This window comes from Afipia sp. GW823-FHT06G09, from assembly GCF_058794875.1.
Genome location: NZ_JBXAHF010000003.1, coordinates 609,977 through 632,816 on the forward strand (window position 1 = coordinate 609,977; position 22,840 = coordinate 632,816).

At 62.0% G+C, this 22,840-nt stretch carries 18 protein-coding genes; 13 read left to right on the plus strand and 5 right to left on the minus strand.

The window, feature by feature from the left end; translation table 11 throughout:
• Positions 1-98: 98 nt before the first annotated feature.
• From AC1Q67_RS15430 to AC1Q67_RS15440, 3 genes are all read right to left on the minus strand, one after another.
• Positions 99-1,283 carry an acetyl-CoA C-acyltransferase gene (locus AC1Q67_RS15430; protein ID WP_024576974.1) on the minus strand — a complete coding sequence of 395 codons (1,185 nt, stop codon included), beginning with the start codon at positions 1,281-1,283 and terminating at the stop codon, positions 99-101.
• Positions 1,280-2,962, minus strand: a complete 1,683-nt coding sequence (gene pimA, locus AC1Q67_RS15435; protein WP_492236224.1) for a dicarboxylate--CoA ligase PimA — start codon at positions 2,960-2,962, stop codon at positions 1,280-1,282. Before pimA ends, AC1Q67_RS15430 begins: the two co-directional genes overlap by 4 nt.
• Before the next feature lie 181 nt (positions 2,963-3,143).
• Positions 3,144-5,234, minus strand: coding sequence for a 3-hydroxyacyl-CoA dehydrogenase NAD-binding domain-containing protein (locus AC1Q67_RS15440; protein WP_024576976.1), 2,091 nt, complete (start codon positions 5,232-5,234; stop codon positions 3,144-3,146).
• A gap of 126 nt (positions 5,235-5,360) precedes the next feature.
• Between AC1Q67_RS15440 and AC1Q67_RS15445 the strand changes: the two genes are divergently transcribed.
• The 9 genes from AC1Q67_RS15445 to AC1Q67_RS15485 all read left to right on the plus strand — a co-directional run bounded on the left by AC1Q67_RS15445 (position 5,361) and on the right by AC1Q67_RS15485 (position 15,778).
• On the plus strand, positions 5,361-6,242 hold the full coding sequence (locus AC1Q67_RS15445; protein ID WP_492236225.1) for an IclR family transcriptional regulator: 882 nt from the start codon (positions 5,361-5,363) through the stop codon (positions 6,240-6,242).
• Positions 6,243-6,550: 308 nt separating this feature from the next.
• Complete coding sequence (locus AC1Q67_RS15450; RefSeq protein WP_492236226.1) at positions 6,551-7,348, plus strand: ABC transporter ATP-binding protein; 798 nt, start codon at positions 6,551-6,553, stop codon at positions 7,346-7,348.
• On the plus strand, positions 7,345-8,058 hold the full coding sequence (locus AC1Q67_RS15455) for an ABC transporter ATP-binding protein (protein ID WP_024576979.1): 714 nt from the start codon (positions 7,345-7,347) through the stop codon (positions 8,056-8,058). Before AC1Q67_RS15450 ends, AC1Q67_RS15455 begins: the two co-directional genes overlap by 4 nt.
• A 10-nt stretch (positions 8,059-8,068) precedes the next feature.
• Complete coding sequence (locus tag AC1Q67_RS15460) at positions 8,069-8,947, plus strand: branched-chain amino acid ABC transporter permease (protein WP_024576980.1); 879 nt, start codon at positions 8,069-8,071, stop codon at positions 8,945-8,947.
• Positions 8,948-8,949: 2 nt separating this feature from the next.
• Positions 8,950-9,966, plus strand: a complete 1,017-nt coding sequence (locus AC1Q67_RS15465) for a branched-chain amino acid ABC transporter permease (RefSeq protein WP_492236227.1) — start codon at positions 8,950-8,952, stop codon at positions 9,964-9,966.
• A gap of 328 nt (positions 9,967-10,294) precedes the next feature.
• Positions 10,295-11,524, plus strand: coding sequence for an ABC transporter substrate-binding protein (locus AC1Q67_RS15470; protein WP_024576982.1), 1,230 nt, complete (start codon positions 10,295-10,297; stop codon positions 11,522-11,524).
• A 168-nt stretch (positions 11,525-11,692) separates the two neighbouring features.
• On the plus strand, positions 11,693-12,922 hold the full coding sequence (locus AC1Q67_RS15475; protein ID WP_024576983.1) for an ABC transporter substrate-binding protein: 1,230 nt from the start codon (positions 11,693-11,695) through the stop codon (positions 12,920-12,922).
• Between the two features lie 173 nt (positions 12,923-13,095).
• A complete protein-coding gene (locus AC1Q67_RS15480) occupies positions 13,096-14,325 on the plus strand; it encodes an ABC transporter substrate-binding protein (protein WP_492236228.1) in 1,230 nt (409 codons plus the stop codon).
• Between the two features lie 169 nt (positions 14,326-14,494).
• Positions 14,495-15,778, plus strand: a complete 1,284-nt coding sequence (locus AC1Q67_RS15485) for a glycerate kinase type-2 family protein (protein ID WP_492236229.1) — start codon at positions 14,495-14,497, stop codon at positions 15,776-15,778.
• Between the two features lie 95 nt (positions 15,779-15,873).
• On the opposite strand, the gene AC1Q67_RS15490 is transcribed toward AC1Q67_RS15485, so the two are convergent.
• A complete protein-coding gene (locus tag AC1Q67_RS15490; protein WP_492236230.1) occupies positions 15,874-16,395 on the minus strand; it encodes a MarR family winged helix-turn-helix transcriptional regulator in 522 nt (173 codons plus the stop codon).
• Between the two features lie 186 nt (positions 16,396-16,581).
• On the opposite strand from AC1Q67_RS15490, the gene AC1Q67_RS15495 reads away from it, so the two are divergent.
• The 4 genes from AC1Q67_RS15495 (at position 16,582) to AC1Q67_RS15510 (ending at position 21,409) form a co-directional block, all read left to right on the plus strand.
• The gene (locus tag AC1Q67_RS15495; protein WP_024576987.1) at positions 16,582-17,622 is read left to right on the plus strand and encodes a branched-chain amino acid ABC transporter permease; all 1,041 of its coding nucleotides are present in this window, start codon (positions 16,582-16,584) and stop codon (positions 17,620-17,622) included.
• A gap of 3 nt (positions 17,623-17,625) precedes the next feature.
• The gene (locus tag AC1Q67_RS15500) at positions 17,626-19,398 is read left to right on the plus strand and encodes a branched-chain amino acid ABC transporter ATP-binding protein/permease (protein WP_492236231.1); all 1,773 of its coding nucleotides are present in this window, start codon (positions 17,626-17,628) and stop codon (positions 19,396-19,398) included.
• Positions 19,395-20,126, plus strand: a complete 732-nt coding sequence (locus AC1Q67_RS15505; RefSeq protein WP_024576989.1) for an ABC transporter ATP-binding protein — start codon at positions 19,395-19,397, stop codon at positions 20,124-20,126. The genes AC1Q67_RS15500 and AC1Q67_RS15505 overlap by 4 nt, the downstream gene beginning before the upstream one ends.
• Before the next feature lie 275 nt (positions 20,127-20,401).
• Positions 20,402-21,409 carry an adenylate/guanylate cyclase domain-containing protein gene (locus tag AC1Q67_RS15510; protein ID WP_492236232.1) on the plus strand — a complete coding sequence of 336 codons (1,008 nt, stop codon included), beginning with the start codon at positions 20,402-20,404 and terminating at the stop codon, positions 21,407-21,409.
• Positions 21,410-21,484: 75 nt separating this feature from the next.
• Here AC1Q67_RS15510 and AC1Q67_RS15515 read toward each other — a convergent pair whose 3' ends face one another.
• Positions 21,485-22,630, minus strand: a complete 1,146-nt coding sequence (locus tag AC1Q67_RS15515) for an ABC transporter substrate-binding protein (RefSeq protein WP_024576991.1) — start codon at positions 22,628-22,630, stop codon at positions 21,485-21,487.
• Positions 22,631-22,840 lie beyond the last annotated feature (210 nt).

Below are 22,840 nucleotides of genomic sequence, written 5' to 3' on the forward strand. Positions count from 1 at the left end.
GCAATTCGGCAATCAAAAGATTTGAGTGCTCTTACGTCCGGACGCTCTCCGGCCCGCTCCTCCCCATGCGGAGAGAGAACGGGCCGGTCGCGCGATACTTACTGCAGGATTTCGAACAGGCCGGCAGCGCCCTGACCGCCACCGATGCACATGGTGACCACACCGTACTTGGCCTTGCGGCGACGGCCTTCGATCAGGACATGGCCAGCGAGACGCGCGCCGGTCATGCCATAAGGATGACCGACGGCAACCGAACCGCCGCTGACATTGAGCTTCTCCGGATCGATGCCGAGCTTGTCGCGGCAATAGATCACCTGCACGGCAAAGGCTTCGTTCAGTTCCCACATGTCGATGTCATCAATCTTGAGGCCATGACGCTGGAGCAGACGCGGAATCGCGAACACCGGACCGATGCCCATTTCGTCGGGCTCGCAACCGGCGGCGACGAAGCCACGGAAAATGCCGAGCGGCTTGAGACCACGCTTGGCGGCTTCCTTGTCGCTCATGATGACGGTGGCGCTGGCGCCGTCCGACAACTGGCTGGCATTGCCGGCGGTGATGGAGCCGCCTTCGCGCACCGGCTTCAGGCTTGCCAGACCTTCCGCGGTGGTCTCGGGACGCGGACCTTCATCCTGCGACAGGGTGATGTCCTTGTAGGAGACTTCCTTGGTGTTCTTGTCGACAACAGCCATCTTGGTGGTGATCGGCGCGATTTCGTCCTTGAAACGGCCGCCCTGCTGCGCGGCAGCGGTGCGGCGCTGGCTCTCCAGCGAGTATTCGTCCTGCTTCTCGCGCGAAATGCCGTAGCGCTTGGAGACGACTTCGGCGGTGTCGAGCATCGCCATGTAGACGTCGCCCTTGATCGCCTTCAGCGCGGGATCGACCGCATGGAACATGTTCATATGCTCGTTCTGCACGAGGCTGATCGACTCGCCGCCGCCGCCGACCGCGACCTGAACGCCGTCAAAGATCACCGAGCGCGCAGCGAGCGCGATGGCCTGAAGGCCCGAGGCGCACTGGCGGTCGATGGTGGTGCCGCCGACCGTCACCGGGAGACCAGCGCGCAGCGCGGCCTTGCGGGCAATGTTGCCAGCGGTGGCGCCCTGCTGCATGGCGGCGCCCATCACCACATCCTCGATCTCCGCAGGATCGACACCGGCGCGCTTGACCGCCTGTTCGATGGCATGGCCGAGCAGCGTCGCGCCTTCGGTGTTGTTGAGCGCGCCGCGATAGGCCTTGCCGATCGGGGTGCGGGCGGTGGAAACGATAACGGCTTCGGTCATGAACGACCTCCTGTTGCAAGTTTTGGTTGTTGAGATTGGTTGCGTTGCTGGTTGCGTAATTCGTGGCGAGAGAGTTTTCCGACGCTGGTGCGCGGCAGTTCCTTCATGAACTCGACCGCGACCGGCAATTCGTGCTTGCCGAGCTTGCCGGCGAGGAACGCGCGCAGTTCCTCGATGGTGAACGGCTCGGCGCCCGCGCGCAGCGTCACGAACGCCTTGGACGCTTCGCCGCGATAATCGTCGGGAATGCCGATCACAATGACTTCCTGAACCGACGGGTGGGTGTAGATCGCCTGCTCGATCATCTGCGGATAGACGTTGAAGCCGCCGGAGATGATCATGTCCTTCTTGCGGTCGACCAGATAGAAATATCCGTCGCTATCCATATAGCCAATATCGCCGGTCAGGAAGCGGTCGCCGACAAAGGCCTCGGCGGTTTCCGCCTCGCGATTCCAATAGCCCCTGGTGACATTCGGGCCGCGAATGCGGATTTCGCCGGTCTCGCCGACCGGCATCACCTGCTTCGGATCGTCCAGCGAGACCACATCCATCTCGATGCCCGGCAGCATCAGGCCGATCGAGCCGGGCTTCTCCGGGCCGTCGGGCGGATGGCCGGTGCCGGGTGAGCAGGTCTCTGTCATGCCCCATCCGCTCTTCAATGCGAGCTTGGTCTTGCGCTCGAACACCTTCGCCACTTCCACCGGAAGCGGCGCGCCGCCGGAGCCGGCAAACGCCAGCGACGACAGGTCGCGCTTGTCGAGATCGGGCAGGCTGGCGATGGCGATCCACATGGTCGGCACGCCGGGGAAAGCCGTTGCGCGTTTCACTTCGATGTCGCGCATCACCGCCTCGAGATCGAACCGCTGGTGCAGCGAGATCAGGTCGCCGTTCTTCAGGGTGCGCAGCAGGACGACGGTGAGCGCATAGATATGAAACAGCGGCAGCACGAGGATGACGCGCTCGGTGGTGTTGCGCTCGGCCTTCTGGTTCGAGCCCCACACGTCATAGATAGAGACCGCCGACGTCAGGTTGCCGTGGGTCAGCATCGCGCCCTTGGGCAAGCCGGTGGTGCCGCCGGTATATTGCAGCAGCGCGATGTCGTCGGCGCTGACCTGCGGCCAGCTTGCCGGCGGCCGCGCGTCCCTGACGAAGTCCTTGAATGTCACGACCGCCGGGCTGGACGGGATCGCGGCCTGCGGGTTGCCGACGTCGCCCCAGGTCTGGTCCTCGCAAACGATGAGCTTGTCGAGCAGGCCCTTCTCGAGGAATTTCAGCGCCGTCGGCAGCAGGGTCGCCAGACTGCTGGTGACCAGAATGCGCGCGCCGGAGTCTTTCAGCTTGTGAGTCAGCGCGATTTCGCCGTCGAGCGGTGACAGATGAACCACACGTGCGCCGGCCTTGAGCGCACCGAAGAAATTCACCGGATGATCCGGCGAATTTCCCAGGAACAGCGCAATCGACGATCCCTTGCCATAGCCGGCGCGAAGAAACGCCGACGCGGCGACATCCACCATTCCTTGCAGCTCAGTGAAGGAAATGGGCCGGTCGCGGAATTCGATCGCCGTCCGCGAACCGAAATCCGCGGCCGCCTTTGACAATAAATCCGGCAGCGTGCCGCGCGGGATCGGAGAATCCCAGCGGACACCCTGCGGATAGAACTGTTCGCCCGGATGGGTCATGGATTGAGCCGCCACGTAGCCACGAGACAGAAGCGCTCCCTCTCCCGTGGGGAGAGGGTTGGGGTGAGGGCGTAGAATCCATCGTGAGAGCGTACCCCCTCACCCGGCGCTACGCGCCGACCTCTCCCCATGGGAGAGGTGGGATTCTGCAACGGAGCATGCACCGTTGTCATCACAAGACTTATCCGCCCTTGGCGAGGGACGCGAATGTCTTGCCTTCGTCTGCCAGGCGCTTGAGCAGCGGGGTCGGCTCGAGCGACGGATCGTTGGTCTGCTTGGCGTAGAACGACAAGCGCTCCGCGATCTTCTTGAGGCCGACGCTGTCGGCGTAGAACATCGGGCCGCCGCGGTAGATCGGCCAGCCGTAACCGTACAGCCAGACCACATCGATGTCGCTCGGACGCGCCGCGATCTTCTCTTCAAGGATGCGCGCACCCTCGTTGATCATCGGATACATCAGGCGCTCGAGGATTTCCTGATCGTCGATCTGGCGGCGCTTGATGCCGAGCTTGGCGGTGGTTTCCTCGATCAGCTTTTCGATTTCCGGATCCGGCAGCGGCGCGCGCGAACCGGCTTCGTACTTGTAATAGCCTTTGCCGGTTTTCTGGCCGAAGCGGCCCGCCTCGCAGATCGCGTCGGCGATTTCCGACTTGATGCCGCGGTCCTGACGCGAACGCCAGCCGATATCGAGACCAGCGAGATCGCCCATCGCGAACGGCCCCATCGGCATGCCGAACTTGGTCAGCACGGCGTCGACCTGCTGCGGCAGCGCGCCTTCGAACAGGAACTTCTCGGCCTGCTTGCCGCGGGCGGCGAGCATGCGGTTGCCGACGAAGCCGTCGCAGACGCCGACAACGACCGGCACCTTGGCGATGCGCTTGGCGACAGCCACTGCGGTCATCAGCGCGTCAGGCGCGGTCTTTTCGCCGCGGACGATTTCGCACAGCTTCATGACGTTGGCCGGCGAGAAGAAGTGCATGCCCAGCACGTCCTGCGGACGCTTGGTCATGGCGGCGATCTGGTTGATATCGAGATACGAGGTGTTGGTGGCCAGAACCGCGCCAGGCTTGGCAAACTGGTCGAGCTTGCCGAACACGTCCTTCTTGATGGCCATGGTCTCGAACACGGCCTCAATGATGAGGTCAGCATCCTTGACGTTTTCGATGCCGACCACACCCTTGATCAGGCCCATGCGCTTGGCCGGGGCGTCGGCGGGAATGCCGCCGCGAGCAGCGGTGGCTTCATAGTTCTTCTGCATGATGCCGAGGCCGCGCTTGAGCTGCTCGTCACCGGTCTCGATCAGCGTAACCGGAATGCCGGCATTGGCGAACGACATCGCGATGCCGCCGCCCATGGTGCCGGCGCCGATGATCGCAACCTGCTTCACGTCACGCGCCTTGGTGCCGTCCGGCACGCCGGCAACCTTGGCCGCCTCGCGCTCCGCGAAGAACGCATAGCGCTGCGCCTTCGACTGTTCGCCATTCATCAGCTTCAGGAACAGGTCGCGCTCGGACTTCAGCGCCTGATCGAACGGCTGGTCGAGCGAGTGACTGACAGCCTCGGCGGCGGCGAGCGGAGCTTCCAGACCCCGGTTGCGCTTATTTGCCGCAGCAGCCGCGTTTGTGAAGATCGACTTGTCCGCCTTGGCGGCAGCGAGCTTGGAATCGTCGTCGCGCAGCTTGCGCAGCGGACGCTTCTCGGCGAGCACCTTGCGCGCGAAAGCTTCACCGCCGACGGCGGGTTCGCCATCGACGACCTCGTCGATCAGGCCGTTCTTGAGCGCGTCGGCGGCACCGATCGGATCGCCGCCGACAATCATCTTCACGGCAAGCTCAGGACCGACTGCACGCGGCAGGCGCTGCGTGCCGCCTGCGCCCGGCAGCAGGCCGAGCTTCACTTCGGGAAGACCGAGCTTTGCATCCTTGGTGGCGACGCGGAAATGCGCTCCGAGCGCGAGTTCAAGGCCGCCGCCGAGCGCGGTGCCGTGAATTGCGGCGACCACCGGCTTGGAGGAATTCTCGATGACCTCGATCACTTCATGAAGGCTGGGCGACTGTGGCGGCTTGCCGAATTCGGTGATGTCGGCGCCTGCGATAAATGTGCGGCCGGCGCATGCAATGACAATCGCTTTGACCGATGCATCAGCTTCGGCGCTCTTCACGCCGTCGGCGATACCCTTGCGCACCGCAGCACTGAGCGCATTCACGGGAGGGCTGTTGACAATGACGATTGCAACCGCGTCGCGACGTTCCACCTTGACCACTTCGCTCACACAACTCTCCTTGTAGCGCTGTTTTTTGAATATTTCGCAGTGCGGAATTAAATTCCACATCTTGACACGGAGGGATATTTTGAAGCACGTCCTTTGTCAACGAAGACCACATATGCGGTTTGATGAATGAAACGCCCGCCGAAGAAATCTGCGACGGATCGCAGCTTTGTCATCGCGTTATCGCGCGGGCTCGATGTGTTGCGCGCATTTCGTCCGAGCGATGGCCTTCTCGGAAATCAGGAAATCGCCGCGCGCACGAATTTGCCGAAGCCGACAATTTCGCGCCTTACCTACACGCTGACAAAGCTCGGTTATCTCACGCCCGTTCCGCGTTTCGAGAAATACCAGCTCGCGCCCGCTGCGATGGCGCTCGGATATTCCGCACTCGCCAACATGGGCGTGCGTCATGTGTCAGATCCCTATCGCGATCAGCTGATGCGCGAGACCGGAGGCGCCGTCGCCATCGGCGCGCGCGACCGTCTCAGCATGATCTACTTCGGCCAGAGCCGCAGCGAACTGACTGTCGGCGTGCTGCTCGATGTCGGCTCCAAGGTTCCGATCGCCACCACCGCCATGGGCCGCGCCTATCTGTGGGCACTGCCGGAGGATGAGCGCGCCAACCTGATGCGCGAGATCAAGGAACACACCGGCGCCAACTGGCCGAAGGTCCGCGACGGCATCGAGCGCGCCGGCGAATGCGTGGCGAAGCACGGCTTCGCCATGTCCGCCGGTGAATGGCACAGCGATATCCATGCGGTCGGCGTTGCGCTGAAGCTGAACGATGGAACCGGCCCCTATGCCTTCAACTGCGGCGCGCCGGCCTTCAAATTCAGCGAAGTTCTATTAAAGAACGATATTGGTCCGCGCCTGGTCGCGATGGTAAGAAATATCGAGATCGCGATGACCGGCAGTGTCGGACGCGGTCCGCAAACCAAAGAAAATACAAGCATCAAAAAAATGAAAACCGCAGGGGGAAAAGTAACACGTGTTGCCGAGGGAATCCGCTAGCCGCCACCGTCGCGGTGGCATGCCAGATGACCCGGGCCTGGCGACACCGTCCCGGCCCTGAAACTGGAATCCTTTCAAGTTCAAAAAAAGAACTTTGTTGGATTCTGTCCGGCGACAGTGCTAAGGGAAAACTCGAGATCGCGCCCGCCCACGGCGTTGCGCGCGGATCGCAAAACAAAGAAACTGCCGACACCAAGAAAATGAAACCGCCAGGAGGAAAAGTTGCACGTATTGAGGGGATCGGATAGCCGCGCGCGTTGCGGTTACATGCAGGCGGGAACTTCCCGGCCTCGCGTGGACATCAACACATGATGCAGGCACAGGTTGCGCAGGGGCATGCCCCCTTGCTCGCGGTCCGCGACGTTTCCGTCGTGTTCGGCGGCATCATTGCGTTGAACGGTGTTTCGTTCGACATGAAGAAGGGCCAGATTCTCGGCCTGATCGGTCCGAACGGCGCCGGTAAAACGACGCTCTTCAATTGTCTCAGCAGGCTTTATCAGCCGAGCAAGGGCGAGATCCTGATGGAAGGCCAGAGCATTCTGGTCCATCAGCCGCAAAAGATCGCCGAGGTCGGCATCGGCCGCACGTTCCAGAACGTCGCGCTGTTCCCGCGCCTGACGGTGCGCGACAACATCCGCATCGGCGGACATTGCCGCACCAAGAGCGATTTCGTCAGCGACTCGATCAAGCTGCCATGGGTTCGCGAGGAAGAGCGCAAGCTCAACGCGAAGGTCCATGAAATCCTCGATTATCTCGACCTGCACGACGTCGCCGACCGCGAAGTCTCGGGTCTTCCGTTCGGCACGCAGAAGCGGGTCGAACTTGGCCGCGCGCTCGCCGCCGAACCGAAGATCCTGCTGCTGGATGAGCCCGCAGGCGGCCTCAATCACGAGGAGGTCTACGTTCTCGGCGACCTGATCTGCCGCATCCGCGACCAGCGCAACATCACGGTTCTGCTCGTCGAACATCACATGGGATTGGTGATGAAGATCGCCGATCACGTCGTCGCACTGAATTTCGGCAAGAAGCTCGCTGAAGGCACCCCGTCTCAGGTGCAGTCCGACCCCGACGTCATCAAGGCCTATCTGGGGAGCAAGGACCAATGAGCACAATGCTGACGATCAGGGACCTGCGCGCCTATTACGGCCAGGTGCAGGCGCTGCACGGACTGGAATTCTCCCTCAACGAGGGCAGCGTCACCACCCTGCTCGGCGCCAACGGCGCCGGCAAGACCACGACGCTGCGGGCGATCTGCAACATGATCCGCTCCACCGGCAACATCGAGTTCGACGGCAAGTCGCTCGCCGGCGTATCGACCGAGAACGTGGTGCGGCTGGGCATTGCCCATGTGCCGCAGGGCCGCGGCACCTTCACCAACATGACGGTCGAGGAAAACCTTCAGCTCGGCGCCATCTCGCGCGGCGACAAGAAGGCGATCGAAAGCGACATCGAGCAGATGTACGGGTTCTTCCCCGTGCTCAAGCAGCGTCATACCCAGCAGGCGGGAACGCTTTCGGGCGGTGAACAGCAGATGCTCGCGGTCGCCCGCGCGCTGATGCTGCGTCCCCGGCTGATGCTGCTGGACGAGCCCTCGTTCGGTCTCGCGCCGCTCGTCGTCCGCGACCTGTTCGGAATCCTCGGCCGCATCAACCGCGAGCACAAAGTGACGATCCTGGTGGTCGAGCAGAACGCCCAGCTCGCGCTCGAGCTGGCGGAGCAGGCCTACGTGATCGAAACCGGGCGTATCGTGATGTCGGGAAGCGCGAAGGAAATCGCGAACAACGAAGACATCCGCAAATCCTATCTCGGATACTGAGGACGCAGCCATGGAACTGTTCACCAACCAAGTCCTGGCTGGCATTGCCACAGGCGCGATCTACGCCTGCATGGCGCTGGCCGTGGTCATGATCTATCAGGCCATCGACCACCTGAACTTCGCCCAGGGCGAAATGGCGATGTTCTCGACCTTCATCGCCTGGCAGCTGATGCAGTGGGGCCTGTCGTTCTGGCCGGCCTTCCTGCTGACGCTGGTCATCTCGTTCATCGGCGGCATCGTCATCGAACGCGCGCTGTTCAAGCCGCTGACCAATGCGCCGGTGCTGGTGCATGTCGCCGGCTTCATCGCACTGTTCGCGATCCTCAACAGCGTCGCGGGCCTGACCTGGGACTTCACGATCAAGCAGTTCCCCTCGCCGTTCGGTTCGTCCGGCTTCCTGGGCAGCCAGCTGATCTCGACCCACCAGGCCGGCATGATCGGCGTTACGCTGGTCCTGCTTCTGCTGCTCTACATCTTCTTCCGCTTCACGCGGGTTGGCCTCGCGATGCGGGCAGCGGCGTCGCTGCCTGAATCGGCACGTCTGGTCGGCATCAACACGAGCTGGATGATCGCGCTCGGCTGGGGCATGGCCTCCGCCATCGGCGCCATCGCCGGTCTCCTGATCGCTCCGGTCGTGTTCCTCGAGCCCAACATGATGGGCGGCATCCTGCTGTACGGCTTCGCGGCGGCGGTGCTCGGCGGCCTCACTTCGCCGTTCGGCGCGGTGGTCGGCGGCTTCCTGGTCGGTGTCTTCGAGAACCTCGTCGGCACCTACATTCCGGGCGTCGGCAACGAACTGAAACTTCCGATCGCGCTGGCACTGATTATCGTCGTGCTTGTCATCAAACCGTCCGGTCTGTTCGGCCGCGCCATCGTACAGCGAGTTTAATCATGAGCACCGTTCAGGACTCCGTTTCGCAAGCCCCAGCGGTCACCGCCCCGTCGAAAAAATCGATGACGGTCGGCACCACCGCGACCCTCGTGATGCTCGCACTGCTGGTCATCACGCCGCTGTTCGTGAAGAACTTCATCATCTTCCAGATGACGATGGTGCTGATTTACGCCATCGCCATCCTGGCCCTCAACCTGCTCACCGGCGGCAGCGGGCAGTTCTCGCTCGGCCAAAGCGCCTTCTATGCGGTCGGCGCCTATACCGCCGGCATTCTGATGGAGCATCTGGGCGTTAATTACGCCCTGACGATTCCCGCCGCGGGCCTCATCTGCTTCATCTTCGGGTTCTTGTTCGGGTTCCCGGCGCTGCGGCTCTCGGGCGTGTATCTGGCGCTCGCGACCTTCGCACTGGCGGTCGCGATGCCACAGATTCTCAAGCTGAACCTGTTCGAGCACTGGACCGGCGGCGTGCAGGGCCTCGTCATCACCAAGCCGGACGCGCCGTTCGGCCTGAAGATGTCACAGGACATGTGGCTGTACTACTTCACGCTGTTTGTCTCGGGCGTCATCTACGTCCTCTCCGTCAACCTGCTGCGAAGCCGGTCCGGACGGGCGCTGATGGCGATCCGTGACAATCCGATTGCCGCCTCGGCGATGGGCGTCGACCTGCCGCTGTACAAGACCCTGGCATTCGGCGTCTCGGCCGCCTTCACCGGCATCGCCGGAGCGCTCGGCGCCATCGTGGTGCAGTTCGTGGCTCCCGACAGCTTCACCATTCAGCTTGCGATCGCGATCTTCGTAGGCATGGTGGTCGGCGGCGTCGGCTGGCTGCCCGGGTCGCTGGTCGGTTCGGCGTTCATCGTGTTCGTGCCCAACGTGGCGGAACACATCTCGAAGGGACTGTCCGGCGCGGTGTTCGGCGTGTTCCTGTTCGCCGTCATCTTCCTGCTGCCGCACGGCGCCCGGCAGGTCGCCTACGCCATCGAGGCCTTGTTCCGAAAAAAGAGCAAATCCTAAGGGTAAGTCGTAAGTCTGATTCCGGGACGTCAAATGAGACTTGTCGGCATCTGATTGTTTGCGCATGGTGTTTCCGGAAAATCGGTTTCCGGACCAAGTGACAGGGGGCCTGATTCAGTTTTGCTGAATCGGGCCCCTCATTTTAGCCCTCGGGGTATAATCTCTTTCCGGATCCGTTTCCGCCAATGTCCTGAATCCGAATTCCGCTTCTTTTTGCAGCGCGCTCAGGAGCGAACTTCGGATTCAAAAGGACACTGGAAACCATAATTCTGGTGTGGTTTTGGTTCTCCACACCAGGCGGAAAACCGCATCTCAGGGAGAGACTACAATGCTATCCAAACTCAAGCTCAACGTAGCAGCAGTGTCGGCCGTCGCCGCGCTCGCGATGACGAGCGGCCATGCGCTCGCGCAAAAAAAATACGACACCGGCGCGACCGATACCGAAATCAAGATCGGCAACATCATGCCCTACAGCGGACCCGCCTCCGCGTACGGCGTCATCGGGAAGATGGAAGAAGCCTACTTCAAGATGATCAACGATCAGGGCGGCATCAACGGCCGCAAGATCAACTTCATCACCTATGACGACGGCTACTCCCCGCCGAAGGCCGTTGAACAGGCCCGCAAGCTGGTCGAGAGCGACGAAGTGCTGCTGGTGTTCGGGCCGCTCGGCACGCCGTCGAATTCCGCGATCCAGAAGTATCTGAACGCGAAGAAGGTGCCGCAGCTGTTCGTGGCGACCGGCGCCACCAAGTTCGGCGAGCCGAAGGAATTCCCCTGGACCATGGGCTGGCAACCGGCCTACCAGAGCGAAAGCCGCGTTTACGCCAAGCATCTGCTTGCAACCAAGCCGGACGCCAAGATCGCGATCCTCTACCAGAACGACGACTTCGGTAAGGACATGCTGAAGGGCCTGAAGGACGGCCTCGGCGCGAAGGCGTCGCAGATCGTCGCGGAGGACAGCTATGAAGTGTCCGAGCCGACCATCGACTCGCACATCATCAAGCTGAAGGCCTCCGGCGCCGACGTGTTCGTCAGCTTCACCACGCCGAAGTTCGCCGCCCAGGCCATCAAGAAGGTGGCGGAACTTGGCTGGAAGCCGACCTACATCCAGAGCAATGTCGGCGCGTCCGTCGGCAGCGTGCTGAAACCGGCGGGCTTCGAGAACGCGCAAGGCATTCTCTCGGCGGCCTACGCCAAGGACGGCGCTGATCCGCAGTGGGACAACGACGAAGGCATGAAGAAATTCTACGCCTTCCTCGCCAAGTACGCCCCGGACATGAACAAGACCGACGGCTCTGTCGTTTACGGCTACGGCCAGGCGCAGACGCTGGTCCAGGTCCTGAAGCAGGCCGGCGACAACCTGACCCGCGAGAACATCATGAAGCAGGCGGCGAACCTGAAGGACTTCACCCCCGACACCCTGCTACCGGGCGTGAAGATCAACACCAGCCCCACCGACTTCTACCCGATCGACCAGCTGCAGATCATGCAGTTCAAGGGTGACAAGTACGAGCTGCAGGGACCGATCATCACCGGCGGCATGGGCGGAAGTTAACCTTTCGCCCTGCGAAACGGGCTGCCGCAAAAACGAGCCCTCCGCGACCCCGTCGCGGAGGGCTTTTCATTGAACCCGGCCTGCAAAGGGTATTGAATATCGTCGAGCCGCAAAGAGCTCGAAATCAAGAACAGTACGAGGACACAAACACGACCCAGGGAGAGACATATGGTTATTGCAGCATCTCGACTCGCGACAGTCTCGGCTGCGTTCACGATACTCGCCGCAACAAGCACCGGCGCACTGGCCCAGAAGAAGTACGATACCGGCGCATCCGATACCGAGATCAAAATCGGAAACATCATGCCCTACAGCGGACCGGCCTCCGCCTACGGCGTCATCGGAAAATCCGAACAGGCCTACTTCAACAAAATCAATGCGGAAGGCGGCATCAACGGCCGCAAGATCACCTTCGTCACCTACGATGACGGCTACTCGCCGCCGAAGGCCGTCGAGCAGGCGCGCAAGCTGGTCGAAAGCGACGAGGTTCTGATCGTCTATGGTGCGCTCGGCACGCCATCCAACTCGGCAATCCAGAAATACCTGAACGCCAAGAAAGTGCCGCAACTGTTCGTCGCCACCGGCGCGACCAAGTGGAACGATCCGAAGGAATTCCCCTGGACGATGGGCTGGCAGCCCAACTACCAGAGCGAGGGCCGCATCTACGCGAGCTACCTCATGAAGGAGAAGCCGAACGGCAAGATCGGCATCCTTTATCAGAACGACGACTACGGCAAAGACTACCTCAAGGGCATCAAGGACGGCCTCGGCAAGAAGGCCGCGACCATGATCGTCGCGGAAGAGCCGTATGAAACCAGTGTGCCCACCATCGACTCGCAGGTCGTCGCCCTGAAGTCGAAGGGCGTGGACGTTTTCATCAGCATCACCACGCCGAAGTTCGCGGCCCAGTCGATCAAGAAGGTCGCGGAGCTGCAGTGGAAGCCGCTGTTCATCCTGAACAACGTCTCGGCCTCGGTCGGCTCCGTGATCAAGCCCGCCGGATTCGAGAATTCGCAGGACATCATCTCGGCAGCCTATGCCAAGGACCCGACCGATCCGCAGTGGAAGGACGACAAGGGAATGAAGGACTTCGACGCCTTCCTCCTCAAGTATTTCCCCGATGCGAACCGGAGCGACGGTTCGGTGATCTATGGCTACAACTCGGCCCAGACCCTGGTCCATGTGCTCAAAGCCTGCGGCGACAATCTCACCCGCGAGAACGTCATGAAGCAGGCAGCAAGCATCAAGAATCTTGAACTCGGCGGCCTGCTGCCGGGCGTCAAGATCAACACCAGCGCCACCGACTTCGCCCCGATCAGCCAGATGCAGCTGATGCGTTTCAAGGGCGAAACGTGGGTCCGGTTCGGAGAAATCCTGAATGGTGATGTCGGCGGTTAGTTCGCCCTCGCACAACAATTGCCCCCTGCGACATTTCGCAGGGGACTTTCGATTTCAATACGGTTTGTTGAAACAAAAGAGCGAACGGTATTGAATACACGAGAAGCCAAAAAGGCTTCCAAGGCAGAACGCCTAAACAAACAGCAAAAAACTAGGTTAGGGAAACAACAGAAATGGCTTTCAAAAAACTGAATCGCATGCTGCTGCTCGCGACCGCCGCGGCTTTCGCCGCGTCGACGGGCAGTGCGCTCGCGCAAAAGAAATACGATTCCGGCGCAACCGACACCGAGATCAAGATCGGCAACATCATGCCCTACAGCGGACCGGCTTCCGCCTACGGCATCATCGGCAAGACCCAGGCCGCCTACTTCAACAAGATCAACGCCGAAGGCGGCATCAATGGCCGCAAGATCAATTTCATCTCCTATGACGACGGCTATAGCCCGCCCAAGGCGGTGGAGCAGGCCCGCAAGCTGGTCGAGAGCGATGAAGTCCTGCTGATCTTCAACTCGCTCGGCACGCCATCGAATTCGGCGATCCAGAAGTATATGAACACCAAGAAGGTGCCGCAGCTGTTCGTCGCCACCGGCGCGACCAAATGGAACGACCCGAAGAACTTCCCCTGGACCATGGGCTGGCAGCCCAACTACCAGAGCGAAGGCGTGATCTATGCGAAGTACCTGATGAAGGAAAAGCCGGACGGCAAGATCGGCATCCTCTACCAGAACGACGACTTCGGCAAAGACGTGTTGAAAGGCCTGAAGGATGGCCTCGGCTCCAAGGGCGCTTCGATGATCGTGGCCGAAGAGCCTTACGAGACATCGGTGCCCACGGTGGACTCGCAGATCGTCGCGCTGAAATCGAAGGGTGCCGATGTGTTCGTCAGCATCACCACGCCGAAATTCGGCGCGCAGTCGATCAAGAAGGTTGCCGAACTCGGATGGAAGCCGCTGTTCATCCTGAACAACGTCGCCTCCTCCACCGGATCGGTGATCAAGCCTGCCGGTTTTGAAAATGCGCAGGGCGTGATCTCGGCCACCTACGGCAAGGATCCGACCGACCCGCAGTGGAAGGACGATCCGGGCGTGAAGAACTTCGATGCGTTCCTTGCGAAGTACTTCCCCGAAGCCAACCGCGCCGACTCGTCGGTCGCGTTCGGTTACAGCTCCGCGCAGACCATGGTGCATGTATTGAAGATGTGCGGCGACAATCTCACGCGCGAGAACGTGATGAAACAGGCCGCCAGCATCAAGGACCTTCAGCTTGAAATGGGCCTGCCCGGAATCAAGCTGAACACCAGTCCCACCGACTTCGCGCCGATCAGCCAGTTGCAGCTGATGAAGTTCACCGGCGAACGCTGGCAGCTGTTCGGCCCGATCATCAGCGGCGAGATCGGCGGCTGACAATCAGCCGGAAGGATCCGGATTTCCAGCCCGGAAATCCGACTTTCCCGCTCCAGACAGGCACTTCTGAAAACATTTCCGCCCTCCGCAATAACCTTGCGGAGGGCCTTTTATCGCACGACCGATCATGTCATGTCTTTGAATCCGTATAGCGCCAAGCGATGACCTGATGACCGACAAACGCCCTTTGCTGCGTGCCATCTTCGATGCCGCTGTCGCCGCAGCCCATCCAGACCGCATTCTGGCCGAGCATCTGCCGCCGCCGCCGCGCGGCCGCATTCTTTGCCTGGCCGCGGGCAAGGCTGCCGGTGCAATGGCGCATGCGGCGGAACGGCACTACCTCGACGGTGGACGCATCGATCCGGCGCAGTTGTCGGGGCTGGCCACCACACGGCATGGATACGGCAAGCCGACACGGCGCATCGAGATCGTGGAAGCCGGACATCCCGTGCCGGACGAAGCAGGCATGAAGGCTGCGGCGCGGACGCTTGAACTGGCTGAAGCCGCCGGAGCCGACGATCTCGTTCTGGTGCTGCTGTCTGGCGGCGGTTCGGCGAACTGGGTCGCGCCGGCGGATGGAATTTCATTCGCGCAGAAGCAGGCGATGAACAAGAGCCTGCTGCGATCGGGTGCGCCGATCGGCGAAATGAACACCGTCCGCAAGCATCTGTCGCGCATCAAGGGCGGGCGGCTTGCGCGCGCCGCTGCACCTGCACAGGTTCTGACACTGGCGATTTCGGATGTGCCGTTCGACGATCCGGCCACCATCGCATCGGGGCCGACGGTGCCGGACACCACGACGCTGGCCGACGCACGCGAGATCGTTGCGCGCTACGCAATCAAGACGGATGACGCCGTGACCGCGGCGCTGAACGATCCGCGCAACGAGAGCTGCAAACCCGGCGACGCCGCTTTCGCGCGCTCCACATTCAAGATCATCGCACGGCCGCAGGAATCGCTCGACGCTGCCGTGACTGTTGCGCGCAACGCGGGCTACGAAGTCGTTGCGCTTGGAGCGGATCTCGAAGGCGAAGCCCGCGACGTCGCGGCGGCCCATGCGCAGCTCGCACTGAAGGCGCACGCCGAGGGAAAGAAGCTTGCGGTCCTGTCCGGCGGCGAACTCACCGTCACGGTGCGCGGCAATGGACGCGGGGGGCCCAACCAGGAATACGTGCTCGCACTCGCAAGCCTGTTCGCTGAGACGGCGGGCATTTCCGTGCTCGCGGGTGACACCGACGGCGCGGACGGCGGCGCCGGTCATCCGACCGACCCGGCCGGCGCGATCCTCGATCAGCGCACGTTCGCGAAGATGCGCGAACTCAAGCTCGATCCGACAGCCTATCTCGCCAACAACGATGCCACCGCGTTCTTTGAGGCCACCGGCGATCTTCTCATGACCGGGCCGACGCTGACCAACGTCAACGACATCCGCATCATTCTGGTGGACCCGTAAGCTCGCATCGGCATCACGCCATCGCTTCACGTCCGATGTCGTCCCCGCGAAAGCGGGGACGACGCGGGGAAAGATCGCGCTGGACGCAATGCCCGCTAAAACTCCTGCGCGATTTTGCCGAGCATCGCCAGCAGCAGGATGCGGTTATCCTCTCCCAGCAGTTCCTTAAGCCGCGCTTCGTGCCGGGTTTCGATCAGCTTCCTGGCGCGGGCCAGGGCCGCACGGCCCTTGTCCGTCAGCTTCAGGATATGGGAGCGGCGGTCGCTGCTGGAGCGAACCCGGACACAGAGATCCCGGCTTTCCAGTTCATCCAGCATGGCGACGAAATTCGGCCGCAGAATGCCGAGCGTCGAGGCGATCTCGGTCTGGTTCCGTCCGGGATTGGCGTCCACCAGCATCAGGACCGAGAACTGCGCCGGTGTCAGTTGCAGCGCCGCGACGCAACCGATGAAGTCGTCGAAAATCCGCAGTTGCGCGCGCTTGAGCGAATAGCCGAGGAAGTCCGCAAGATCCCCTATCCGGATCGGGGCGGCAGGAGATACCATCCGCGCGCGCGCCGCAGGTGTCCGCTTCTTGGCTTTGGCGGCAGCGGTGCTCGCGGTCCTGGAAACAGCCATCGTGCGCTTCCTGTCGTCGGTCTGCTCTTGCTATAAGGGCGCCTCGACTTCCCAAGGCGGCCAAGACTTGTGATTATACTCCATAATCGTTATAAATCATATCAAATAGCGATGGCGGAATTCAACCGCCGCGCTGGGTGCAGCGGACCCTTCACTCCGTATGCGCGCGACGCTTGAGGGGACGCCTTGGATAGCACGATCCTTCTGTTCCTGTTGCAGGACGGAATAACCAGCGGCGCGATCTATGCGCTGCTCGGGCTCGCGCTCGTTCTGGTGTTCGCGGTGACCCGCGTCATCCTGATCCCGCAGGGCGAATTCGTCACCTTCGGCGCGCTGACCTATGCCATGCTGGCCACCGGCAAGGTGCCGGGCACTACCCTGCTCGCCTTGGGCATGGGCGTGGTTGCTTTCGCCTTCGACATGATCGCCGGACGCAACACGATGAGCGCCGGCAAGTTCGTTCGCTCGCTGGCGCTCAACATTGTGCTGCCGCTGGCAATCTGGGCCCTCGCGACCGCGCTGGCGGGACGGCAGAACAATGTCGCCGTCAACTTCCTGCTGTCGATCGTCATCGTCGCTCCGATCGGCCTCTATCTCTACCGCATCGCCTACCAGCCCATCGCCCATGCGTCGGTGCTGGTGCTGCTGATCGCATCGGTCGGCATGCATCTGGCGCTGCAGGGACTGGGCCTCGCCTTCTTCGGCGCGGAAGGCCTGCGCGCGCCGGCGATCTCCACCGCCGCCTTCACCATCGGGCCGTTGCGCTTCACCGGCCAGAGCATCGCGATCTACGCCATCACCATTCTGCTGATCGTCGGGCTGTGGCTGCTGTTCGGCTACACGCTGTACGGCAAGGCGCTGCGCGCCACCGCGGTCAACCGCCTTGGCGCGCGCATTGTCGGCATCCGCACCACGCTGTCGGGACAGGTCGCGTTTCTGCTCGCCGCCGTGATCGGAACCATCTCGGGAATCCTGATCGTCCCGATCACCACGATCTACTACGACACCGGATTCCTGATCGGCCTGAAAGGCTTCGTCGCCGCGATCATCGGCGGCCTCGTCAGCTATCCCCTCACCGCCACCGCCGCGCTCGTGGTCGGCATCGTCGAAGCGTTCTCGTCGTTCTACGCCAGCAACTTCAAGGAGGTCATCGTCTTCACGCTGCTGCTGCCGGTCCTGATCCTGCGCTCGCTGGCTTCGCCAGAAGTCGAAGAGGAAGAGGATTAAGCGATGGCACAACGCTGGGGCATGATGATTTTCGCGCTGGTGATGGCGGTGATTCCGTTCGTTCCCGGCATGCCGCCGTTCTGGATCGTGCTGCTCGACAATATCGGGCTGGCCGCGCTGGTGGCGATGGGCCTTGTGCTGCTGACCGGTGTCGGCGGCCTCACATCATTCGGTCAGGCTGCGTTCTGCGGTTTCGGCGCTTACACCACAGCGGTCCTGACAACGTCCTATGGCCTGTCACCGTGGCTGACATTGCCGCTGTCGCTGATTGTCAGCGGCGTGGCGGCGGTGATCCTCGGTCTGATCACGGTGCGCCTGTCCGGTCATTATCTTCCGCTCGGCACCATCGCCTGGGGAATCAGTCTCTTTTATCTGTTCAGCAAGCTGGAGCTGGTCGGGCGCAACGACGGCATCTCGGGCATTCCGCCGCTGGCGATCGGCGGCCTGCAACTGACCGACCCCGGCAGGATTTATTTCGCGATCTGGTTCGCGGTGATCGTCTGCGCGCTGCTGACGGTGAACCTGCTCGACTCGCGGACCGGCCGCGCGATCCGCGCACTGCGCCGCGGCCATATCGCGGCGGAAGCTTTCGGCGTACAGACCGCGCGGGCGAAGCTGCTGGTCTTCATCTACGCCGCGGTGCTCGCCGGGCTGTCCGGCTGGCTGTACGCACATTTCCAGCGCGCGGTGAATCCGACGCCGTTCGGCCTCAATGCCGGCATCGAATATCTGTTCATCGCGGTGGTCGGCGGCGCGGGCTACGTCTGGGGCGCCGTGCTCGGCGCCGGCATTGTGGTCGTGCTCAAGGAAATCCTGCAGAGTTATCTGCCTTTGGTTTTTCACGGCTCGGCACAGCTCGAAACCGTGATCTTCGGCATCCTGCTGGTAGCACTGCTGCAGGTCGCGCCTGGCGGCATGTGGCCACGCCTCGCCGCCCTGCTCAAACTGGACACCGGAAAACTGCCTCTGCCGAAGAATGCACAGGCACTGCCGCCGCGGAGCAAGGCGGTTCCGGCGTCCGAAACGCTGCTGGACGTTCAGGCCGCGCGCAAACAGTTCGGCGGCGTGATCGCGGTCAATGATGTGTCCTTTAACGTGAAGGCCGGCGAGATCGTCGCGCTGATCGGCCCCAATGGCGCGGGCAAGAGCACCACATTCAACCTCATCACCGGCGTGCTGCGCTCGTCGGGCGGCACGATTTCCGTTCTCGGCCGCAACGTCGACAACGCGCCACCGCAGGAGATTGCAAAGCTCGGCGTCGCCCGCACCTTCCAGCATGTCAAACTCGTTCCCGACATGAGCGTACTGGAGAACGTCGCGATCGGCACGCATCTGCGCGGCCATGCCGGCGCCATCGCCAGCATGCTGCGCCTCGACCGCAAGGACGAGGCCGCGCTGCTCGCCGAAGCCGCACGACGGATCGAGCGCGTTGGCCTCGCCAGCCAAATCCACCAGCTTGCGGGCAGCCTGTCGCTCGGCCAGCAGCGTATCGTTGAAATCGCCCGCGCGCTCTGCGTCGATCCGATCCTGCTGCTGCTCGACGAGCCCGCCGCAGGCCTGCGCCATATGGAGAAGCAGAAGCTGGCGTCGCTGCTGCGCCAGTTGCGCGCCGAAGGCATGTCGGTGCTTCTGGTCGAACATGACATGGGCTTTGTGATGGACATCGCGGACCGCATCGTCGTGCTGGAATTCGGCACCAAGATCGCCGAGGGCACGCCAATGGCCATTCGCGCCAATCCCGATGTGATCAAGGCCTATCTGGGGACGGCATCATGACCAGGCTGCTGTCCGTCGAGAATGCGCACATCGCCTACGGCAAGGTCGAAGCCGTGCGCGGCGTCTCGCTCGATGTCAACGCCGACGAGATCGTGACCATTGTCGGCGCCAACGGCGCGGGCAAGACCACCCTGCTCAACGCCATCATGGGAATTCTGCCGCTCTCCGGTAGCGTGGTTTTCTCCGGCCAGCAGATCTCGCGTCTCGATATCGAGGACCGGGTCGCGGCTGGCCTCTGCATCGTGCCTGAGCATCGCGAGCTGTTCGGCACCATGACCGTGGAGGAAAACCTGCAACTCGGCGGCTTCCGTGTGCCGCGCGCAAAGGCCGCCAGCGAACAGGAGCGTGTCTTTGCGCTATTCCCGCGCCTGAAGGAGCGCCGCACCCAGCTTGCGGGCACGCTCTCCGGCGGCGAGCAGCAGATGCTGGCCATGGGCCGCGCGCTGATGAGCCAGCCGCGACTGCTGATGCTGGACGAGCCGTCGCTCGGCCTCGCGCCGCTGATTGTGGCGGACATTTTCCGCACCATCGGCGAACTGCGGCAGGCCGGCGTGTCCGTGCTGCTGGTGGAACAGAACGCCCGCGCCGCACTTGAGATCGCCGACCGCGCCTATGTCATGGAGCTTGGAGAGTTCATCATGAGCGGCTCAGCGAAGGAAATCAGCGGCGACCAGCGCGTGGTGGCAAGCTATCTCGGATTCCAACACGACGAACAGAGCAGGCTGTAAGAACACCAAGGCCGCTTTATCAACGTGGGTCGTCCCCGCGAAAGCGGGGACCCATAACCTCTAAGTGAGCTTTTAGAGCCGCTGTGTTGGCCCCTTGCACAAATAACACCGACAGGGAGTATGGGTCCCCGCCTACGCGGGGACGACATCGTGTTTGTTTCAGCTCCAACGATCCTCAGGGTCACCCAGCGTTGTCTGCCAAAACCATCTAACAATCTGCTCCGTTCTGCCCGATACTGGCCCCGGCAACATCCTGGTGCGGGGGCACTTCGGTCATGGACGCGCGGTCACAGCGAAAGCTGCGTTTCTTAACGGCAATTCTCGGAACCGGGGCGCTTGGCGGAATCATCTTTGTTGTCGCCCGCGTCGGCTTTTCGCCGTCGCAACTTGCCATCGGCATCATTTACGGTGTTCTGATCAGCGGCGCGATCGGCACATTCGAGCTTCTCGCCTCGTCGGGGCCGCTGCGAGACTGGCTGGGAAGCCTTCCGCTCACTGCAAGCCTGGCCGTCCGCAGCGCGTTCTATGCGGCTGTGATCATTCCCGTGCAGTATTTCGATCTCGGCGTTCTGATCGCCGGCCTGACGCCGGATCCCAATCAGAATGTCTGGACGCCCATTATCTTCTCGGCCGTGTTTGCAATCGCGCTGAACCTGCTGTTCGCCATCACCAACATCATCGGACCGCGCGCCTTCCTCCATCTGGTCACCGGACGATACCACACACCGGTCGAGGAAAGCCGGTTTGTCCTGTTCGTCGACATTGCAGGTTCGACGGCTCTCGCCGAACGCCTCGGCGGCCTTGGAATCCATAGTTTTCTGGACAAGACATTCCGGAGCCTGACCGGACCGATCATCGATTGCCGGGGCGAGGTGCTGAACTATGTCGGCGACGAGATCATCGTGACCTGGTCAGAAGCCTCGGGCGCGATCGATTGCCGGCCGCTGCGCTGCTTTCTGGCCATGCGCGACACCTTGCAAAAACTTCAAAGCCGTTTTGAGAAAGAATTCGGCGTTGCGCCGCGCATTCGCGGCAGCCTGCATTTCGGACCGGTCATTGTCGGCGAAATCGGCGATATCAAGCGCGCCATCGTCTTCAACGGCGACGTGATGAACACCGCAGCGCGGCTTGAGGAACTCAGCCGCAATGTCGAAGGCGGGTTTGTCGCCTCGCGCGCAGCGATCAATCAGTTCAAATCCGCTCTGCCGGCCCCACTGCGAGATCTCGGGGTCCGCGACATTCGCGGCAAGTCCGACGGACTCGCCGTCATGGGCCTCGCATAACACGGTGCCCGCACCGCTCAACAAAATGCCCGGCGCGAGGCCGGGCATTTCATCGAGCAATCGCTCTTAGAGACGTTACTTCACGAGTTCATACTTGCCGTTCTTGACGGTCAGGATGATGCGCGAGCGGTCGTCGGTGCCGAAACGGTTCGTCTCGGTGAAATTGTAGACGCCATGGCTGGCGGCAATTTCCTTCTCGCTCAGCAACGCCTTGCGGATCGCCTCGCGGAATTCCGGGGTGCCCGGCTTGGCGGTCTTCAACGCCACCGGCACGACGCGTTTCAGCACTTCAAAGGCGTCGTACATATGGCCCGCGAACTGGCTGCGGGTATTGGGGCCGTACTTCTTTTCATACACTTCGTTCAGGGCGAGACCCGGCTTCTTGGTCAGCGCGCTGTCGGCCTGGCCTTCCGGAGCCATCACCGGACCTGCGGCCATGATGACGCCTTCCGCCGACGGACCCGCGATGCGGATGAAGTCCATCGAAGCCGCGCCGTGGGTCTGATAGATCAGGCCCTTATAGCCGCGCTCGCGAAGCGCCGACTGCGGCAGCGCCGCGCCGGTGCCCGATGCGCCGATCAGGATCGCGTCGGGATTTGCCGCGACGAGTTTCAGCACCTGACCCGCCACCGAGGTATCGGGGCGCGCGTAACGCTCTTCGGCAACAACAGTGATGCCGCCCATGGCGCCGGTCTGGGTCTTGAGATCGTTGAGCCACAGATCGCCGTAGGAATCCGAGAAGCCGATGTAGCCGACGGTCTTGATGTTGTTCTTCTTCATGTGCTCGTAGAGCACCTTGCCCATGGTCGGCACCGGCTGCGGCAGCACGGCGGTCCACTTTTCGCGGGCCGGGGTGATCGGAAGCGGCGCAAGGCTGAGCTGCGGCACGCCGACTTCATTGGCGACCGTCGAGATCGCGATCGACGGCGGCGTGGTCGACGATCCGATCATGATATCGGCGTTGGATTCGGTGACGAACCGGCGCGCATTGGTGGTCGCCGCGGTCGGATCGCCGGCGTCGTCCAGCAGGATGGTCTTGATCTTGGCGCCGCCGATTTCAGTCGGCACGAATTCGAGCGCGTTCTTCTCGGGAATACCGAGCGCAGCCGCCGGGCCGGTGGTGCTGATGCTGATGCCGATAGTGATGTCCTGCGCGAGCGCAGCGCCCGGCAAAGCCATCGCGGCGGCAAGGACCACTGCGGTCCAGGTGAAAGTCTTCATGTCATCCTCCCTTGAAGGTCTCTTTTGACGTTTCTGACAGTCGTTAACGATTGGCGAGACAAGGCTATTTGCGGTGCACCATCCGGTCTCGATTGCCGCCATTCAGATACAAGTTAGCGGCCATTTGCAATGCTTTCCGCATGTACATTGGTATGATGCGCGAGGTCTCGAACGGCCTTTCCGGATATTGTTATCTGGTATAATCAATTT

Coding starts and splice junctions, on each gene's coding strand:
- AC1Q67_RS15430 (WP_024576974.1), bottom strand. CDS start 1,283: ATGACCGAAGCCGTTATCGTTTCCACCGCCCGCACCCCGATCGGCAAG.
- AC1Q67_RS15475 (WP_024576983.1), top strand. CDS start 11,693: ATGGTTATTGCAGCATCTCGACTCGCGACAGTCTCGGCTGCGTTCACG.
- AC1Q67_RS15470 (WP_024576982.1), top strand. CDS start 10,295: ATGCTATCCAAACTCAAGCTCAACGTAGCAGCAGTGTCGGCCGTCGCC.
- AC1Q67_RS15450 (WP_492236226.1), top strand. CDS start 6,551: ATGATGCAGGCACAGGTTGCGCAGGGGCATGCCCCCTTGCTCGCGGTC.
- AC1Q67_RS15490 (WP_492236230.1), bottom strand. CDS start 16,395: ATGGCTGTTTCCAGGACCGCGAGCACCGCTGCCGCCAAAGCCAAGAAG.
- AC1Q67_RS15465 (WP_492236227.1), top strand. CDS start 8,950: ATGAGCACCGTTCAGGACTCCGTTTCGCAAGCCCCAGCGGTCACCGCC.
- AC1Q67_RS15505 (WP_024576989.1), top strand. CDS start 19,395: ATGACCAGGCTGCTGTCCGTCGAGAATGCGCACATCGCCTACGGCAAG.
- AC1Q67_RS15460 (WP_024576980.1), top strand. CDS start 8,069: ATGGAACTGTTCACCAACCAAGTCCTGGCTGGCATTGCCACAGGCGCG.
- AC1Q67_RS15510 (WP_492236232.1), top strand. CDS start 20,402: ATGGACGCGCGGTCACAGCGAAAGCTGCGTTTCTTAACGGCAATTCTC.
- AC1Q67_RS15515 (WP_024576991.1), bottom strand. CDS start 22,630: ATGAAGACTTTCACCTGGACCGCAGTGGTCCTTGCCGCCGCGATGGCT.
- AC1Q67_RS15480 (WP_492236228.1), top strand. CDS start 13,096: ATGGCTTTCAAAAAACTGAATCGCATGCTGCTGCTCGCGACCGCCGCG.
- AC1Q67_RS15445 (WP_492236225.1), top strand. CDS start 5,361: ATGAAACGCCCGCCGAAGAAATCTGCGACGGATCGCAGCTTTGTCATC.
- AC1Q67_RS15500 (WP_492236231.1), top strand. CDS start 17,626: ATGGCACAACGCTGGGGCATGATGATTTTCGCGCTGGTGATGGCGGTG.
- AC1Q67_RS15455 (WP_024576979.1), top strand. CDS start 7,345: ATGAGCACAATGCTGACGATCAGGGACCTGCGCGCCTATTACGGCCAG.
- AC1Q67_RS15485 (WP_492236229.1), top strand. CDS start 14,495: ATGACCGACAAACGCCCTTTGCTGCGTGCCATCTTCGATGCCGCTGTC.
- pimA (WP_492236224.1), bottom strand. CDS start 2,962: ATGACCCATCCGGGCGAACAGTTCTATCCGCAGGGTGTCCGCTGGGAT.